Source organism: Clostridium sp. BL-8, from assembly GCF_002006495.1.
In the GTDB taxonomy this organism is placed as follows: domain Bacteria; phylum Bacillota; class Clostridia; order Clostridiales; family Clostridiaceae; genus Clostridium.
The window spans coordinates 1-17962 of the sequence record NZ_LZZL01000040.1; the positions used below are offsets into that span (position 1 = coordinate 1).

At 28.7% G+C, this 17962-nt stretch carries 16 protein-coding genes; 9 read left to right on the top strand and 7 right to left on the bottom strand.

Annotation, left to right across the window (positions count from 1 at the left end):
• Positions 1-275: 275 nt before the first annotated feature.
• From CLOBL_RS14565 to CLOBL_RS14595, 7 genes are all read right to left on the bottom strand, one after another.
• The gene (locus tag CLOBL_RS14565; protein ID WP_077859705.1) at positions 276-1256 is read right to left on the bottom strand and encodes an ATP-binding protein; all 981 of its coding nucleotides are present in this window, start codon (positions 1254-1256) and stop codon (positions 276-278) included.
• Positions 1249-2247 carry a DnaD domain protein gene (locus CLOBL_RS14570; protein WP_179117762.1) on the bottom strand — a complete coding sequence of 333 codons (999 nt, stop codon included), beginning with the start codon at positions 2245-2247 and terminating at the stop codon, positions 1249-1251. The genes CLOBL_RS14565 and CLOBL_RS14570 overlap by 8 nt, the downstream gene beginning before the upstream one ends.
• A 305-nt stretch (positions 2248-2552) precedes the next feature.
• On the bottom strand, positions 2553-3752 hold the full coding sequence (locus tag CLOBL_RS14575) for a S8 family serine peptidase (RefSeq protein ID WP_077859706.1): 1200 nt from the start codon (positions 3750-3752) through the stop codon (positions 2553-2555).
• Between the two features lie 244 nt (positions 3753-3996).
• On the bottom strand, positions 3997-4812 hold the full coding sequence (locus CLOBL_RS14580) for an MBL fold metallo-hydrolase (RefSeq protein ID WP_077859707.1): 816 nt from the start codon (positions 4810-4812) through the stop codon (positions 3997-3999).
• 17 nt (positions 4813-4829) lie between these two features.
• On the bottom strand, positions 4830-5261 hold the full coding sequence (locus CLOBL_RS14585; RefSeq protein WP_077859708.1) for a DMT family transporter: 432 nt from the start codon (positions 5259-5261) through the stop codon (positions 4830-4832).
• 99 nt (positions 5262-5360) lie between these two features.
• On the bottom strand, positions 5361-5837 hold the full coding sequence (locus tag CLOBL_RS14590) for a dUTP diphosphatase (RefSeq protein ID WP_009167615.1): 477 nt from the start codon (positions 5835-5837) through the stop codon (positions 5361-5363).
• A gap of 349 nt (positions 5838-6186) precedes the next feature.
• The gene (locus CLOBL_RS14595) at positions 6187-6726 is read right to left on the bottom strand and encodes a hypothetical protein (protein WP_009167614.1); all 540 of its coding nucleotides are present in this window, start codon (positions 6724-6726) and stop codon (positions 6187-6189) included.
• Positions 6727-7117: 391 nt separating this feature from the next.
• Between CLOBL_RS14595 and CLOBL_RS14600 the strand changes: the two genes are divergently transcribed.
• From CLOBL_RS14600 to CLOBL_RS14640, 9 genes are all read left to right on the top strand, one after another.
• The gene (locus tag CLOBL_RS14600) at positions 7118-8386 is read left to right on the top strand and encodes a UDP-N-acetylglucosamine 1-carboxyvinyltransferase (RefSeq protein WP_009167613.1); all 1269 of its coding nucleotides are present in this window, start codon (positions 7118-7120) and stop codon (positions 8384-8386) included.
• 25 nt (positions 8387-8411) lie between these two features.
• Positions 8412-9203 (top strand): MBL fold metallo-hydrolase, encoded by a 792-nt coding sequence (locus CLOBL_RS14605; protein ID WP_009167612.1) that lies wholly within the window; start codon positions 8412-8414, stop codon positions 9201-9203.
• A 64-nt stretch (positions 9204-9267) separates the two neighbouring features.
• Positions 9268-9771, top strand: coding sequence for an SEC-C metal-binding domain-containing protein (locus CLOBL_RS14610; RefSeq protein ID WP_009167611.1), 504 nt, complete (start codon positions 9268-9270; stop codon positions 9769-9771).
• A 266-nt stretch (positions 9772-10037) separates the two neighbouring features.
• A complete protein-coding gene (locus CLOBL_RS14615) occupies positions 10038-12212 on the top strand; it encodes a HAMP domain-containing methyl-accepting chemotaxis protein (RefSeq protein WP_077859709.1) in 2175 nt (724 codons plus the stop codon).
• 362 nt (positions 12213-12574) lie between these two features.
• The gene (locus CLOBL_RS14620) at positions 12575-14017 is read left to right on the top strand and encodes an MFS transporter (RefSeq protein WP_077859711.1); all 1443 of its coding nucleotides are present in this window, start codon (positions 12575-12577) and stop codon (positions 14015-14017) included.
• 159 nt (positions 14018-14176) lie between these two features.
• Complete coding sequence (locus CLOBL_RS14625) at positions 14177-15226, top strand: ROK family protein (RefSeq protein WP_077859712.1); 1050 nt, start codon at positions 14177-14179, stop codon at positions 15224-15226.
• 24 nt (positions 15227-15250) lie between these two features.
• Complete coding sequence (locus CLOBL_RS14630) at positions 15251-15871, top strand: HAD family hydrolase (protein WP_077859714.1); 621 nt, start codon at positions 15251-15253, stop codon at positions 15869-15871.
• 271 nt (positions 15872-16142) lie between these two features.
• Positions 16143-16622 (top strand): 23S rRNA (pseudouridine(1915)-N(3))-methyltransferase RlmH, encoded by a 480-nt coding sequence (rlmH, locus tag CLOBL_RS14635; protein WP_009167606.1) that lies wholly within the window; start codon positions 16143-16145, stop codon positions 16620-16622.
• Positions 16623-16918: 296 nt separating this feature from the next.
• Positions 16919-17887: an AraC family transcriptional regulator gene (locus tag CLOBL_RS14640; RefSeq protein ID WP_242953849.1), complete on the top strand. Its 969-nt coding sequence runs from the start codon at positions 16919-16921 to the stop codon at positions 17885-17887.
• Positions 17888-17962 lie beyond the last annotated feature (75 nt).

Below are 17962 nucleotides of genomic sequence, written 5' to 3' on the forward strand. Positions count from 1 at the left end.
GCCGGCCTGTCACGCCGGAGGTCGAGGGTTCGAGCCCCTTCTGAGTCGCCAAGTATAAACAAGCTTTAGTGTAAAATTAAAGCTTGTTTTTTTATTTAATAAAGAAGAAAGTAAATATTTTATTTTTATGAACATTGTAATTTCTATTACACTACGTGACTATTGGAATATAATTAATAGAATTTCAAATGTGCAAGTTTACATATAATAATTATAATTAAGTATAAAAATGAAGCTATAGTATATTTATCAATATATACTTATAGCTTCATTTTTTATCTGCTTTTCTGTAAATTCTTTTTAATTCTTATATCTTCTGAATAAAATTTGCAAAGCCTAAACTCACCAATTAATCTAGAGGCAATTCTTTCGCTATATTGCTTTGTTATACCTGGTAGTGTTAAATTGGTTGATATGAGCATTTTCTTTTTAGTAAGAATTCTTTTATTAATTACAGTAAAGAGCTCTGTTATTGAGAATTCATTAAGATATTCAGCACCTAGATCATCAATTATTAGCAAATCACATTCTAAGATTAATGATTCTAAAGAAGAATCGTTATTAAATCTAATGTCTCTCAAATTCTTAATTAATTCATCAGAGGTCTTATATATTACTAAATAACCCATATCTAGCACAGCCTTAGCCATGCAGTAAGATAAGTAAGTTTTTCCGCTGCCAGGATTACCATAAAATAATAGATTTGTTGATATTTTTGAGAAGTTCGGAAGATAATCTTTTAATATATAGTCCAGATTATTTTCCATGTTTTTTCTTGGAGAAAATTTCTCTTCCCCAAGTTTATGACTTGAAAATAAGTTTAAATCAAAATTATCAAAATTGTTATATGATATTGTGCTCTCTAACTCAGAATTTTTATAATACAATTTAATTAATTTTTGTTTGTAACAGCTACACTTAATATTACCTATAAAGCCTGTATCTTTACACTTATTACAGTGATAATGTAAATTTAAGTATTCAGGATCATATCCTCTTTCAACCAGCATTTCGCATTTTTTTATTCTTAGGTCAGTTATACTTTCCTTATAATCGTCTACTGCTTTTTCACCATCAGTAGATTTTAAAATTGAAACTGCCATTTGTAAGGATAGCTTTTGAATTTTATTATCTAATTCAATAATTTCAGGGTATTTTTCGGATATTTCTTCTTTTCTAATTTTTAAAGCTTTAGCTTCATCTTCTCTAAGTTTTTCATATATTTTTAAAATTTCAGTTTGATAGCCTTTAATCATCATTATCCCATCCTAAAAGTTTTTTTTCTAATGAATCATAATCATATTCTCTTGCTTCAAAATTATTAAATTTAAGAGATGATTTATCATTATTATTAGATTTGTAATTTTTTGGATATTTAGAATTTTTAGTATTCTTATTATCTTTAAGGGCTATGTCTTCTAGAGTTCTAATATTGTTTTTATTCCAGTTAGTTAATATACCATCAATATATTTAAAATCTGCTCTATTTAATCTCTCAAAGCATACATCACAGGCTTTAAAAACAATTTCATTTGAAAATTTATATATAAGAAGCCATTTTTCTATTAAATCTTGTTGGGGTTTCATTATATCAGTATTATTTATACCAAGGTAATTTAATATTTTTCTTATGTTAAGCCACTTATCTTCTCCCTTTTTTATTAAATTTTGAGCTTGTTCAATGGTTGCTATTTTTTGATCATGCCAAGATAAGGCTACTTTTTCTATATAACGTGAATCGCTTTTCCCTTTTGATATACAGTATTCCATTAAAATCAAAATTAATTCAGAAGAGAAGCCAAATTCTTTTTGCCAATTTAAGTAAGTAGACATTTCATTTGGAGATAATGGTCTAGCTAGAAGCATTTCTATATCTTTGAACATATCCTTGGTATTAGAGCTATCAAGAGCTTCTAATAAATCGACTTGATTAATAGTTTTAAATGTTTCTTCAGCCAGCTCCATGAATTCTACATTAAAGTTTCCCATTTTATCTATTTGAGTAAGTTTTATAACTCCTTGATCGTTCCAATAATTCAGTGCATTCATAATGTCTGATTCTAATAAATTAAGTGAGGAAGCTAGTATTGATGAGCTAACGCCTAACTCGCCAGAAATATTATGCTTTAGCATCAACAAATAAGTTTTTACAAATTCACCTCTAGCTTGTGGCATATATCTTTCTATGAATACATTGCTAACAGGAGTGAAGTTAAGAAAATTATTTTTCAACATAAATGTGCTCATTCTGTTTACTACCTACCTTTCTAAGTATTTTTCCTTTTAAATTGCAAAAAAGCAACAAATTAATGTGTGTAAATAATTATAGCATATTATGAGTATAATGAAGTGAAATATTAATTAACAGTAGTTAAAATAATAATTTTGGCTATATATATAAATAAAGAGCATGTCATACGTAGAATTTCAATATAAGTACATGCTCTTTGCATTCTAGTAATAATATGTTCTTTATAAATTAGTATTATATGAAATAAATACGTTAGTATTATGCGAAATAAATATATTATTTAATATTTAGACTTAGAAATTTAATTCATAAGTTTGTTTATATTTACTGAGCCCTCACCCTGAGCAGCATTAGATATATCTTCAATAGGATCGCATGCAACTTTTAGTAAAGCAACCATATCCTTAAAAGTTATAGAAGGATTCTTTTCGCATTGAAGAGCACATAAGCCGCTAATATAAGCTGTGGCAATAGAGGAACCAGTAAAAGTTTTATATGGAACCTCTAACTTGCTTGGGTAGATCTTAACACCATCTTTCTCTGAAATATAGTTGTTATCAGAATTTAAAGAAACTACATTCACACAAGCAGCAGATAAATCAGGTTTTAATAACTTGCCGTAAGGTCCTGTAGAAGAATAGTTATAGGGTTTTATTACAGGAGTAGTTGTGTTTAATCCTCCAACAGTAATGCAGCTTGAAAGTGTTGAAATTCCCATAATTAATGATTTATTATTTAAATTGCTTCCACTTGGTACTATTGGAATTAATCCTTTGGATATGGCATAGTTAAAGACTATATCAAAGCAAGAAATAATAAATGCATTATGTGTTAAAAGTTCAAAAGGTAAGCATAATATTTTTATATTATTGTCCTTGGATATATTAGATAAGCTTTCTATAGAGTATAGTATATCAGAAGCAAATCCTTTTCCAAGCTTATCAAATGCTTTATAGCAAAACAATTTACTCTTGTGGCATATTCCTTTATACATGTTATTTGAAGACAAACCACTGCCACATAAAATTCCAGCAATTGATGTGCCGTGACCATTGTCATCATAAGGATATCGAAAATTATTAATTAAATCTTCAAATAATTCTATTTTACTGCTAGGAGAAACTAAGTCTTGATGAGGAAATATACCACTATCTACGAGACCTATACCAATTCCTGCTCCTGATAAAGTGCTCTTATCAGAAAAATGAACTTTATTGGCAGTAGTGACACTCATGCCACATAAAAATAAGTATTCATCTAAGTAAATTTTTTTGATTTCAGGATATTCTGAAAGTCTATCTATAGCCTTAGAACTAAGTTCAGCACTTATAAGGTTAGCGGATTCTATAACATGATGTACGGTGCCTTTATGTGAAACTATTTTTTTTGAAATTGAAGACTGAAAGTCTTTATACTGAATAAGTATCCGATAATTTTTATAGGCATTTTTGGATATATAATACTTCAAATTATCATCTATTTTGTTAGTGAATGAAAACATATAGCTCTCCAAAATATTATTACTTCAATATATTATATGAAAAATAGATATTTTGTTAATATAAATTTAATAAAAATAGAAGTGATAAAAAGGAGAGTTAAAAATAGATGTGAAATTTAATATAACTTTTGGGCTTAAAAAATTTAATATAACGTCTAAGAAATATGAATCAGAGTAAATTGAATTTATCTCAGCTTGTCCTAATATTAACGATATTAAGTTGAAATAAATTCAATTTGTATGATTAAAAACTATAAGTTTCTCCTATATCTATAATTTTAATAGACTTATCATTTAAGTTTAAAAGTGATGTTTTAGTTTCAGTAAAATCTTCAAGTGAAATTCTAAAAGTTTTATAATGAATAGGTATCATTATTGGGCATATCATCATTTTAAACATTTCATAGCTCTGTTCTGGAGTACAATGCATGTACGAAAATCTATCAGGTTTATAACATCCTACAGGCATTAATGCTACATCACAGATAATACCTTTGAAATTATTTGTAAGAGCAGTATCACCTGCAAAAAATACACGCTTATTTTCTCTTTCAATTAAATAAGAAATACTTTCATTATCGTGTCCAAAATAAAAGCGTCTTCCATCATGATTAGCTTCGTAGGCAGTGATTTTTATAAAATCATCTTCATATACATCTCCAGGATGTAATAAAAATACTTTTGTGAAGCCTAATAATTTAGCAAGACGAACATATCCTTTTGGAACAATAATAATTGCATCCTTATTTAATTTTCTAAGTGATGAAAAATTCAGGTGATCCATATGTCCATGAGATAATAATATATAATCAACTCTTAAATTGTTTATGTATGATGGTCTTTTTGCTACTCTTTTAAAATAGCCTAATGAACTGGAAAATACAGGATCAGTTATGATGATTTTGTTGGATAGATTAATAACTGTCGTAGCATGACCAAACCAGTTAACCGAGTTTTCTAAAATCTCATCAGATTTTACCTCAGCACTTTTTTTGAAATACTCTTTTATGTTATTTGCTGTTAAATGGAATAAAAAATTAATATTAGAAAAAAGATTCAAGCTTTATCCTTCCCTTCTCAATGATTCCATTTAAATATTACAATACCGGCAATCATAATAGCAATACCTAAAAAATGATTTGGGAGAAATCTAACTTTTTCGCTTCCAAATAGACCAAAAGCATCAATAATTGCTGCAGCAAGTAATTGAGATATTAATATAATACCGATACCTAGAGTAGGTCCCATTGAACTAACACTTTTCATTACAGTAAAAGTTATTACAACACCTAAAACACCGCCTAAAAGATAAAGTTTATTAGCTTCTTTTAAATGAGAGTAACCGCCACTGCCTTGAAAGAAAAAAACTACAAGACTAACAATAAGGGCAATGATTTGAACTAATAATGTAGTCTCCCATACCCCTATTTTTTCACCTAATCTTGTATTAAATACTCCTTGTACGCTCATAGCAATTCCAGAAATTATTGCACATATTATTCCAAACATAATACCACCTCAAAAGTAGTATTCCCTTATCTGTGCTAAATATTATATAAAATAAAAAATGTTATTATGTAAAGACATAATAAATTTAAATATGTCAGATTAAAGAATTACTAAATTATCTAAATCTTTAACAAATTGGCATTGAATTTGAGATTCTGAAAAACCTAATGTTAAACCTAGACTTAACAGGTCTTCAAATAAAGTTAAATAGTGATCCATTGATGGTGAGGCAATTAAATCATTAATATCAATATATAAATTTAAAAATTGATCACTTAAGCAATAATCATTAGGATTCATTGAAACTGCTATCAAATCTGTATACTTGTGATCGATTCCTAGTGTTAAAGCTTGAGAAATACAATTTATATACTTATTGAATATTTCAGTTATATTGACAGGAATAGTATCATTTAATAAATAATTAAAACAATTAGTTTCATTAGCTAAATCACCAATAGCTATTGCGAATTCTAAGTTTTTACGAACTTGTAACTTATGTAGATCTAGCTCTTCATTTATAAGTAAACTATCATTATATTTTTTTTGCATTTTAAATAGTGGCTGAATATTCATGTTCAATCCTCCTACATTTATTGTAATTAATCTTATTTTACAAAATCTTTAAAATAAAAGAAAGTTCGGAAAACGAATACAAAAAAATATTTTTAGAAAATTCATAATTTAAGGAATTATTTTAAAATGCAACTGGGTTTTATTTGAAATTGTTCGCAAGTAATAAAAAACTGTCGCAAAAGATAAAAATAATATAATATATTGCTAATATACTAAATATAAAATCAATATATTATATTAAAAAATCATTACACGACAGTTATTTGAAAATTTAAGTATAATATGTATCTATGTAAAAAAACTACTTTAAGTAAGGTAATGAATTATTTACCAAGTAATAAAAATAGTGTTAGAAATCTTTCAAAAGATAAGATTTTAATGGTGTGTTTTTCTTTACAGTAGGTAGTTTCCATATTTCCACACTCTTAATTCTTAGTTTAATAAGGTTATTTGCATCATATATTTCAGGAAAATTTAATTTTACATCTTGTTTTTTATAGTCTTTTGGAACATATCCTAAGTTAGCAAGGGAAATAAAATTATCACCAAAAGATTTTACACTGAATCCATTGATCTCTAAAGTGTCAAAAAGATTACGAGAAAGTCTTTTTATGTAACCCTTATCGTCTATTTTTAAGTTTATACTTTTAGTAGGCTCAAATAGGTATACTAAATCACTAGCATCGATTCTAAAACTCTTATATGGAGAAATGATTTTATCAACAACAGGATATAATTTATCTAAGTTTGGATTTTCTATAGTTGATAATAAAACAAAAGGTGCAGGTGAATTTCTATTTGCCCTAAACTTCTTTGACATGTTTCTTTGTATTGGGGATATTACTTGATAGGTTTCCTCATCAAATAATGCAACTATATAGTACTTCATGATAAACCTCACAATCTCAATTATTGTATTACTAAAAATCTTAATAAATTATAACACAATACACAAAATAAAAGAATACATAGAGGAATAAATAAAAATTAATAAGAATAATATTCATACTGATAATTACAAGTATTTTAATAAATGTTTAAGCCAATTTTATATTATAAAAATTTATAGGTCAATAATTCCAGTTATGTCAATAAAAAATACACGAAAAATTATGATATACTTTTAAAAAAGTAGTGATACACTGAAAAAAGTATTTAAATAAATTTAGTTTATGATATAATGATTAAGTAGATTTTAATTATAAAATAGGTTAATAATGTAAACTATTATATATAAAAATTAGATGATATATATTTTTTAATGGATAGGGTGAATTCCAATGGAAAGATTAGTTATAAACGGCGGAAACTTGCTAAAAGGCAGCGTTGAGATAAACGGAGCTAAAAATGCAGCAGTAGCAATATTACCAGCAGCAATAATGGCAAGTGAAGGAAAATGCATAATTGATAACATACCAGATATAGAAGATGTACATTGCTTAGAAAGAATACTAAAAAGTTTAGGTTGCAATATAGTTAAGATAGATAATAATACTTTAGAGATAGATAGTACTAATGTTAATAATGTTGATGCGTGCACAGATGATGCTAGAAGAATGAGAGCTTCATATTATTTTATAGGAGCTTTGCTCTCACGTTTTAAGAAGGCTAAGGTAGTTCTTCCAGGTGGATGTGCGATAGGTGTTAGGCCTATAGATCAACATATAAAAGGTTTTGAAGCTTTAGGTGCAGATGTAAAAATAGAACATGGAGCAGTTAATATTAAAGCTAAGAAATTAGTAGGTGCAAATATATTTTTTGATGTAGTTTCAGTAGGTGCAACTATAAATGTAATGATAGCTGCAACACTTGCAGAAGGAGTTACAGTACTAGAAAATGTAGCAAAAGAACCTCATGTTGTTGATGTAGCAAACTTCTTAAATTCAATGGGCGCAGATATAAAGGGCGCAGGAACAGATGTTATAAGAATTAAAGGGGTTGAGAAATTAAAGGGATGCTCATACAGCGTAATACCAGATCAAATAGAAGCTGGAACCTTTATGATAGCAGCAGTAGCAACACGTGGAGATGTTTATATAAAAAATGTTATTCCAAAGCACTTAGAGTCAATAACAGCTAAGCTTACAGAAATGGGAGCTGTAATTGAAGAAGGTGATGACTGTATTAGAGTCACTGTAAATTCTGAGCTTAAGGGAGTTAACATTAAAACGACTCCATATCCAGGGTTTCCAACTGATATTCAACAACCGATGTCAACACTATTAAGTATAGTACCAGGAAGAAGTTTAATTACTGAATCAATTTGGGAAAACAGACATAAACATATAGATGAATTAAAAAAGATGGGTGCTAATATAAAAGTTGAAGGCAGGGTGGCCATTATAGATGGCTCTCAAAGATTAACTGGAGCCGTAGTAAAAGCAACAGATTTAAGAGCTGGTGCAGCTATGGTTATAGCAGGCTTAGTTGCTGAAGGTATAACTGAAATAACTAGCATAGAACATATTGATAGGGGATATCCTCACATAGAAAATAAATTTAGAGCGTTAGGTGCGGATATTAAAAGAATAGAAGTTGATGAGCAATAAAAGTTCTATAAGGGGAGGATTCTAAATGGTATTTTGTTCTTTATATAGCGGCAGTAGCGGAAATAGTATGTTTGTTGCTTCAAATAAAGCTAAAATACTAATTGATGCAGGACTTCCGGGTAAAAAAATAGATATGGCATTGCAAGAGATTAATGAAGATCCAAGAGAATTAAATGGGATTTTTATAACTCATGAACATAGTGATCATATTAAAGGAATAGGAGTATTATCTAGAAAATATGACATTCCTATATATGCAAATGCTGATACTTGGTCAGCTATGGAAAATTCAATTGGAAAAGTAAAAGAACACAATATAAAAATAATTGACAAAAGATCAGTGACAGAGTTAAATGATATGAGTATTAAAGCATTCAATATCCCACATGATGCAGCGGCACCTATGGGATATACAGTGAGCTGCGGTAATAAGAGCGTAAGTATAGCAACAGATTTTGGGACTTTTACAAGGGAAATTTATGATAATATAAAAGAATCAGAGGTTATACTTCTTGAGAGTAACCATGATGTTAATATGCTTAAGTTTGGACCATATCCATATCAATTAAAAAGAAGAATTCTTAGTGAAATAGGGCATTTGTCCAACGATGATTGTGGAAGTGCTATTGTTGAACTATATAAGTGTTTCACTAATAAAAAGATTATATTGGGACACTTAAGTAATACCAATAATCATCCTGATTTGGCGTATCAAACTGTTTTGAATGTATTAAATCAAAATGGAATTAAGCAGAAGGAAGACATAATATTAACTATGGCAAATAGACACAATCCAAGTAGTTATATAGAAATTTGATTTATTTCAGGTTATAATTTATAAATATTATATATAAAAATGAAGATTTAAGGGAGGACTTAAAATGAGTTTATATACAGACTGGACTGACATGGTTGTTGACTATGTTAAAACTAAAGGAGAAAATGCTTTTTGGGCAGAATATAGTAAATTAGAAAAATCAATATATAAAGATATATTAGCAAGCCATAAGGATGCTAAAAAGACTACTATTAATAAGTTAGCAAGTGAATATGATTCTACAGTAGAATTCGCTATGGGATTCATGGATGGAATAAATGATAGTTTAAAGAGCCAATATGATCTTGAATCTATTGATGCTGATACAGAATTAACATTAGATGTGAACTTAGACAAATTATATTTTAATATGCTAGACGCTAAAGCAGAATATTTATATACATTACCACAATGGGATGGAATATTCTCAGCAGAAAAAAGAAATGAAATACAAAAAGAATATAGAGAATCTAAAATTGTAAGAAACCTAGATAAGGTTGGAAGAAATGATCTATGCCCATGTGGAAGTGGAAAGAAATATAAGAAATGCTGTGGAAAAGAAAAATAGAATTTACTAATCAAAATCAAGTAAATATCTAGTAAGTAAAAAGCCTTATTTTAGATAAGGCTTTTTCTTTTTTTAAAATTTATGAAAAATAACAATTCACAAATGAAAATATAGTGGTATAATTATGCTATAAAATTAAAATAAGCAAAAGTTAATAATTAATGCTATGATAGCACAAATATAGATTTCAGAAATCTTTATTTGTGCTTTTATTTTTATAAACATTAAGAAATAAGTAAGCAATAATATTTCTGGGGGGATTAGTTATGAATCTAAAACTTAAGTATTTATTAAATAGGGATTTAAAAGAACATTCAGAAAAAGTTTTTGAAGGTATATCAAATGGAAGGAAGAAAGCCTTAGATAATTGGTTTAACGATAAATGGGCACAATTAGAAAATATTAAAAATTCACTTATAGCTTTAGAAGATAATGATGAAATTGTCTATAGTTACTTAGAGGAAACTGTAAAAAAGCATGAAGATTTCTGTGAAATATTTGTCTTAGATGAAAAAGGAATAGTATCAGTTTCTTCTTGCAAAAAGCATATTGGATTAGATATGAGTGATCTACCTAATTTAAAAGCTGGATTAGAAGGCAGGCCACTAATGTATGGTCCATACATAGATAAAAGGACTTTGGACACAGACATAAGCAGTAAGAAGTTTGCTGATGATGTTACATTAATGTTTTCTAGTAAATGCAAAAACCATAATGGTGAAGTCAGAGTATTATGCTGCAGAACATTAAATGATGATATGAGCAATGTAATTCAAGATGAGGATACGCACATATACAAAGACTCCGGAGATAATTATCTATTTATGGTTAAGTCAAATAGAGGAATTAAGCCAGGAACGGCTATTTCGAGAAGTAGATTTGAAGATAACACTTTTACTTTAGGAGAAAATCTTAAAGAGGGAGTTAAAACTAAAAAGTGGGGAGTAGTTCAAATTAAAGAACATACAGAGTTTGAAATTATGTTTACGGATCCAGCAACTAATAATTTACACCAGGGAGTGGCTAACACCATAAGAAATGGAGAGAATTTAGACTGTTGGCCTGGATATCCTGATTATAGGCATATAATGGTTGGCGGTAAGGGAACATTAATAACACCTCCTAACTGTGATGAAGTTTGGGGGATGATGTGTGAGGGAGATATAGCAGAAATATATAATTTTCAAAGTATTAATCTTAAAATGCCAATGGCAGTGTCAATCATGTCCGCAGTTTTACTAATAATAGATAACATAACAATGAGATTTGCGCCGAGTGCAAGTATAATAACAAATTTAGCAATATGGATTATATTATCTTTATTTACTTTAGTAATTTCTAAAAAGATGATTTCATCACCTTTAAGCAGGACGACAAACATATTGCAGGATATTGCGGAAGGTGAAGGTAACTTAACAAAAAGAGTTCAAAAGATGTCATCAGATGAAATTGGTGAGTTATCAAGATGGTTTAATAAATTTATTAACAATCAAGCCAGCATGCTAGACAGAGTAAAAAAATCAGCCAAAACTACAAAGACTTCTGTAAATACTGTTTCAAGAATAACAGGTGATGTTAAAGAAGGAATGGGAGTCATTGAAAATACAGTTGTAAGTTTACTAGAAAATTCTAAGGAGCATAATACAGTATTTCAAAATACAAAAAATAAATTCTCTGAAATTACAGCATCAATTCAAGAGATGGAGAGTCTTATTTTAGAAGTTTCAGGAATCATTGAAGGAACAAATGAGAATGCATCAACAGCTCAAAATGCATCAAAAGAAGTGTTAAATAACATGCAGGATTTAGAAAGTACAATAGGTAAGGCTGTAGACTCTATTACTACATTACAGGAATATTCAAAGGAGATAAGTGAAGTCATTAGTGTAATAAGTAATATAAGTAAACAAACTCAGCTTTTAGCTTTGAATGCATCAATTGAAGCTGCTAGAGCTGGGGAGAATGGAAAAGGATTTTCAGTAGTTGCAGAGGAAATATCTAAATTAGCACTTGAAACTGAAGATGCGACGAAATCAATAAGCAATGTTATTAAGCAGGTTCAAGAACAAACACAAGCTACTTACAAGTATGCAGGGGATATAAATAATCAAGTAAACACATCAACAGGAAGCGTAAAAAATTCTATGTCATCTTTTGATCAAATAAATAGTGATATAAACATAATTGCTGATGCTATGCAGTCCATTACTCAAATAACTTCAACTCAAAGTCAAAATATTGGAGATGTTATGGGCAGTGTGAGCACAATGGCTGACAAGGTAGAGCAATCTACTGAAAATAGTTCAAATAAGAGTGAAGAATCACTAACAATGGTTAAAAAAATATTATTAGAAATAAGACAATTAAAATATGCAACTGAAGTTTTAGAATATTCATCAGATAATTTAAATGAAATGGTTGGATCATTTAAGTTAAAGTAGAATTGAAAAATGCAGTAAAGATAAATTGTTAAAAGAAAAGATACTCTCTATGCACTAGCGGTGCATTTGAGAGTATTTTTTATGAATTTTAGTTTAATATAAAATTATACACAGCTGATATAGATTTTATTCAGAAAATAAGAATAAAATGTGGATAAGTTGAGAATAAAAAGTATATCTGTGGATAACATTTTATTAGTCGACGAATTATTACATTATTTGAGCAAATAATAAAAGTATATTATAATCATATACAGCTGCAATTGTAACTATGTATTTTATTTTAGTTAGTGCAGTCTAAATAAGTTATGAAGATTTCTTATTTATATGAAAAATCTAATTTATATGAAAGGATAAAATATATGGAGAATGTAGATAACAAAATACATGATAAGAGATGGATAATATTATTTACTACTGTGCTTCTGACATTTATGGCTACTCTTGATGGAAGTATAGTAAATGTAGCATTGCCAGTTATGGCTGATAAGCTTTCAGTAAGTATGGCATCAATTCAATGGGTAGTCACCAGCTATTTAATAGTTATTGTAGGAACTATTCTTATATTTGGAAGATTGGCTGATATTAAGGGAAAAACTACAATTTTTAAGTTAGGAATTATAATTTTTACATTTGGATCTTTTTTATGCGGATTTACAGATTCATTAGTAATATTGGTTTTCGCAAGATGCTTACAAGCAGTAGGTGCTGCGGGAACTATGTCTACCAGTCAAGGAATAATAACACATGTGTTTCCAAAGAATGAACGAGGTAGAGCATTAGGGATAAATGGAACCTTTGTTGCGTTAGGAGCTATGGTAGGGCCGCCAATAGGAGGTATAATAGTTTCTGTTTTAAGCTGGCAATATATCTTTTTGATTAATGTACCAATAGGTATTTTATCGTTTATTCTAGCTATTAGGACACATCCTAAAAATAATACTTCAGAATCAAGTGAAAAGCTAGATATATTAGGAGCTGTTTTATTTGGCTTAACTATGATATTACTATTTGGAGCATTAACTTTAGGAAATGACATTGGGTATGACAATATAGGAATTATAATTTCGCTTATAGTTTCAATTGTATTATTTATTATATTTATAAAGGTTGAGCGAAAGGTTCCAGCTCCATTATTAAAGTTAGATATATTTAGTAACTCATTATTTTCACTTAGTATATTCTGTGCATTTATTTCTTTTGTAGCGATAAGCTGTGCAAATATTATATTACCATTCTATTTAGAATACGTGATGAAATTGTCACCTTCAATAACTGGATTTTTAATGATGGTGTCTCCAATAATATTATCAGTTGTATCACCTTTAAGTGGATATATGTCTGATAGGGTGGGTTCAGAAGTTTTAACTTTTGTAGGTCTTATAGGAACTAGTTTAGGTTTGTTTTTGATGGGATTTTTGAATGAATATTCTCATATAGGAGAATTAGTTGTATTTATAGCAATAATGACTATTGGAAATGGAATGTTTCAATCTCCAAATAATTCGCTAGTAATGTCTACAGTTGATAAGAAAAACCTAGGAATTGCTGGAGGAGTAAATGCATTGGTAAGAAACCTTGGAATGGTTTTTGGAATATCATTTTCAACTACTCTTTTGTATAATCGAATGAGCAGTAAAATTGGATATCATGTTGCTGGATACATAGAAGGAAGAAATGACGTTTTTGTCTATGGAATGTATTGTGTATATATTGCAGCAGCCGTTATATGTGCAATAGGAGCAATGCTTACAGCATATAGATTATATGGAATTAAGTCTAAAAGAAAAGTTAAAGCAGCATAATGGAAAAAGTGTTCATATTGGTTAAGAAAAAAGCTTACCAGTAGGAGCACTTTTTCTATTCATAAAGTAGTTGTTTTTTTCTAGTAGATATACTATACTTATATCAGATACTTTTAAAAGTATCCGTTATAAGTATTGAATTAATTAAAGGTGTTAAATATGAATGATTTATCAGGAAAACCGCAGATTATGAAAAAGGTAAATAATGCATTAATTAAACGTGTATTAAAAGATAAAGGTTCTGCAACTAAGGCAGAAATATCTAACAGCACAGGAATTAGTGCAACTACAGTGAGAACACTTATAGAAGAATTACTAAAAGATAGAGAAATAGTTAGTTTAGGTTTTGATAACTCTAGTGGAGGAAGAAGAGCTGAAAGGTATGCGCTTAATTTAAAAGAAAATCTATTGCTATCATTTTATATTGAAGAAGATACGATTCATTATGCCATAGCTAATCCATTAGGAGATATTATTGAAAAAAATGCAGCAAGACTTGAAAGAAAAGAATATAAAAATTCCTTAGATAAATTTATAAATAATGTTACTGAAAGCTATAAGATTGGAGTTATAGGAATAGGAGTACCAGGAGTAGTTGATAAGGGGAATTATTTCTCGGGAAATAAACTTGATAATTGGGAAAAAATTGATATAGGAAACTATATTGAAGAAAAATTTGAAATTCCAGTTATACTTGAGAATGATTTAAATGCTATAGCTCTTGGATTTAGTTTAAATTATATAAATAGAATTAAAACTATAGACATTAGTGTATTGAATCTCATATATGTTCATTTTTCTAAGTTTGGTGTAGGTGCTGGAATAATCGCAAATGGCAACCTTATACGAGGAGAAAATAATTTTGCGGGTGAATTAGGATTTATGCCAATAGGAAAAGAAGGATATTTGTTAAATGTAGTAAACAATGATCTAGAAGATAAAGAATATGTAGATGTGGTTGGAAGGGTTATAGCAATTTTAAATTGCATTATAAATCCAGCATTTATTGTAGTTGGAGGAGATGCTTTAAAAAGAAATCTCATAGATGAAATAAATGAAGCAAGTAAAAATTATGCTGCGAATAATATAATTCCTAAGGTAATAGTATCTGAAGATAGCAGCAAAGATTATTTAGATGGAATGTTGTATTTAACGAGTGAATTTATGAATGCAGGAATAAAGCTTGTTAAAAATGGAATCTCAATGTAATATTTATGGCTGAGGAGAAAAAGTATGATTAAGTGGATTGTTTTTGATGTAGATGGAACCTTAATAGAAACAGCTTTATCAAATATTCTAGGGCTACAAGAAACTATGATGGATTTGTATGGTCAGAAATATTCGAAAGAAGAACTTAGGAGGTTAATGGGGATACCTGGAGATGAAGCTTTAAGAAAGATTGGAGTAAAGGACGATAAGATTATAAGTACATGGAGACAGTGGAGTGATAATGTAAAGAAATATTCTAATTATAATTATTTCTTTGATGGAATAAAGGAAATGTTATTAGAATTAGAAAAAAATTATTGCCTTGGTATAGTAACATCTAAGACTTATAGTCAATTAAAAGAAGATTTACAAGAGAGTTCTTTATTAGAAAGTTTTAAATCATTTATATGTAAGGAAGATACGGAAAAACATAAACCAAACCCAGAACCATTAATAAAGTTTATGAATAATAACGGCATTAATAGGGAAGAAATTATATATATAGGAGATGCTTTAGTGGATTATGAAGCAGCGTGTGCGGCAGGAATAAAATTTGCACATTGCAGATATTCAGAGAAAACAGATAACATTAATTGCGAAATCATATTTAGTAAACCAATTGAAATTGTGAAGTATTTTACATAGCAGATTATTATGAGCTTATTAAGGCGTGGTAGTACGACTAGCGTAACTTAAGGCTTTTTAATAATAGGAGTACTATATCATAAACTTTGAATAGTACTCCTTTTATTTTAAGGTATAATATAGGTAAATAATCAAAAAGTAAATTTATACATTATGTAAAGACTTATACATACAGAATTTTGTTTAATTAATATGTTAAATTGAATAGCTATAATGAAATGATATTCTTAGTTTATAAGTTAATGATATGTAAGTAACTAAAGGAGAAAAAATGAATATAACCATTATTACAGTTGGAAAATTGAAAGAGAAATACTTAAAAGAAGCTATAGAAGAGTACTCGAAAAGATTAGGAAGATATTGCAAGTTAGAGATAATAGAATTGGCAGATGAAAAAACACCAGATAATGCTTCAGAAAAAGAAGAAGAGGCAATTAAGGAAAAAGAAGGACAAGGAATTCTTAGTAAGATAAAGGACAACATGTTTGTAATAGCAATGGATTTGAAAGGAAAACAATTAACATCAGAAGAATTCGCAAACTACATAGAAAATCTAGGGGTGATGGGTGATTCAAACATAGCCTTTATAATAGGCGGAAGCCTTGGAATTTCAAAAAGTGTCTTGGCTAGAGCAAATTATAAGTTATGCTTTTCGAAGATGACATTTCCACATCAGCTCTTTAGAGTCATGTTATTAGAACAAATCTATCGAGGGTTTAGAATAATGAAGGGTGAACCATATCATAAGTAAGAATTGAAATTTTACATTTCGTCATTCGAACTTACTCAGCGAACGAATGTGAGTCGAGTTTCCCTTTAGTAATGATAACTTAATAAGTTACCTAAGTAATGGAGGAGAACCAAATCCAGATAGAACTGGATGAGGTTCTCCTTCCTATTTTGTTTCTAGAAGAAAGTTGATAATAAATCCTGTGAATATAAAGATGTGCATATGATATAATAATTTAAATTTATTAGGATAGCAAAAATGGAACAGCAATAAATGAAAAATAGATTTATAGTATAATTACCACGTGGAATTAAGAAGTGAGAGCTTTGAGATATGATGATATCATACTTTTATGTATTCAATATATTGAAGATAATATAAAAGAAGAATTAACAGTAGAATCCATTTCTAAAAAAATGGGATATTCAATATATCATTTTTCAAGGATATTTAGGGAACAAATGGGTGTATCTCTTATGGAGTATGTAAAGGAGAGAAGAATTTTTAGAGCTACAGAAGATATTATGCTAGGTAAAAAAATACTTGATGTAGCTATTGAGTACGGATATCAAACTCATAGTGGATTTACAAAAGCTTTTCGGAAAAAATATGGCTTTTCTCCTGGGTTTATTCATGCTATTTATATTCAAAGATTATTTGAAGGAGGTAATTGTTATATGGATTATGATAAAATTTATGAAAATGCTAATATATTTTTGAAAGGAACTGAGAATTATAAAGAACCAAAGGAATTGTACGGACATTTAATTGAAAGTATTCAAAATAATAAGATATTTTATGATTTTAAAATGTTGGAAAAGGCATATGATTTAGCTTGCTTGGCTCATAAAGGGCAAAAGAGAAAGTCCGGAGAAGATTATGTCACACATCCCATTAACGTTGCTATTATATTAGCAGAAATGGAGGCAGATGAAGAAACAATTATAGCAGGTTTATTACATGATATAATTGAAGAAAAAACTGGAGTAACGTTAAAGGAAGTAGAAGAAAATTTCTCAGTAAAAGTTGCAAAGATAATAAGTGATGTAACTAATTTTAATGAGAAATATTCAAAGATAAAAAATAAAGAAGAGTTTGATGACCATGTCATTATGATAAAATTAGCAGATCGTCTCCATAATATGAGGACAATAGAATTCATGGAATCACAAAGATGGAAAGAAAAAGCAAAAGAAACTATAGAGATATTTTCTCCAATTGCAGCTAAATTTAATAATTCGAAATTAAAAACAGAGTTGGATAATTTAGCATTAAAATATGTGTAATATATTGAGAAGAGACAATAGTATATTCCCAATAAGATAAAAAGTCTGAAAACTTATAAAAATTTCTCAGGCTTT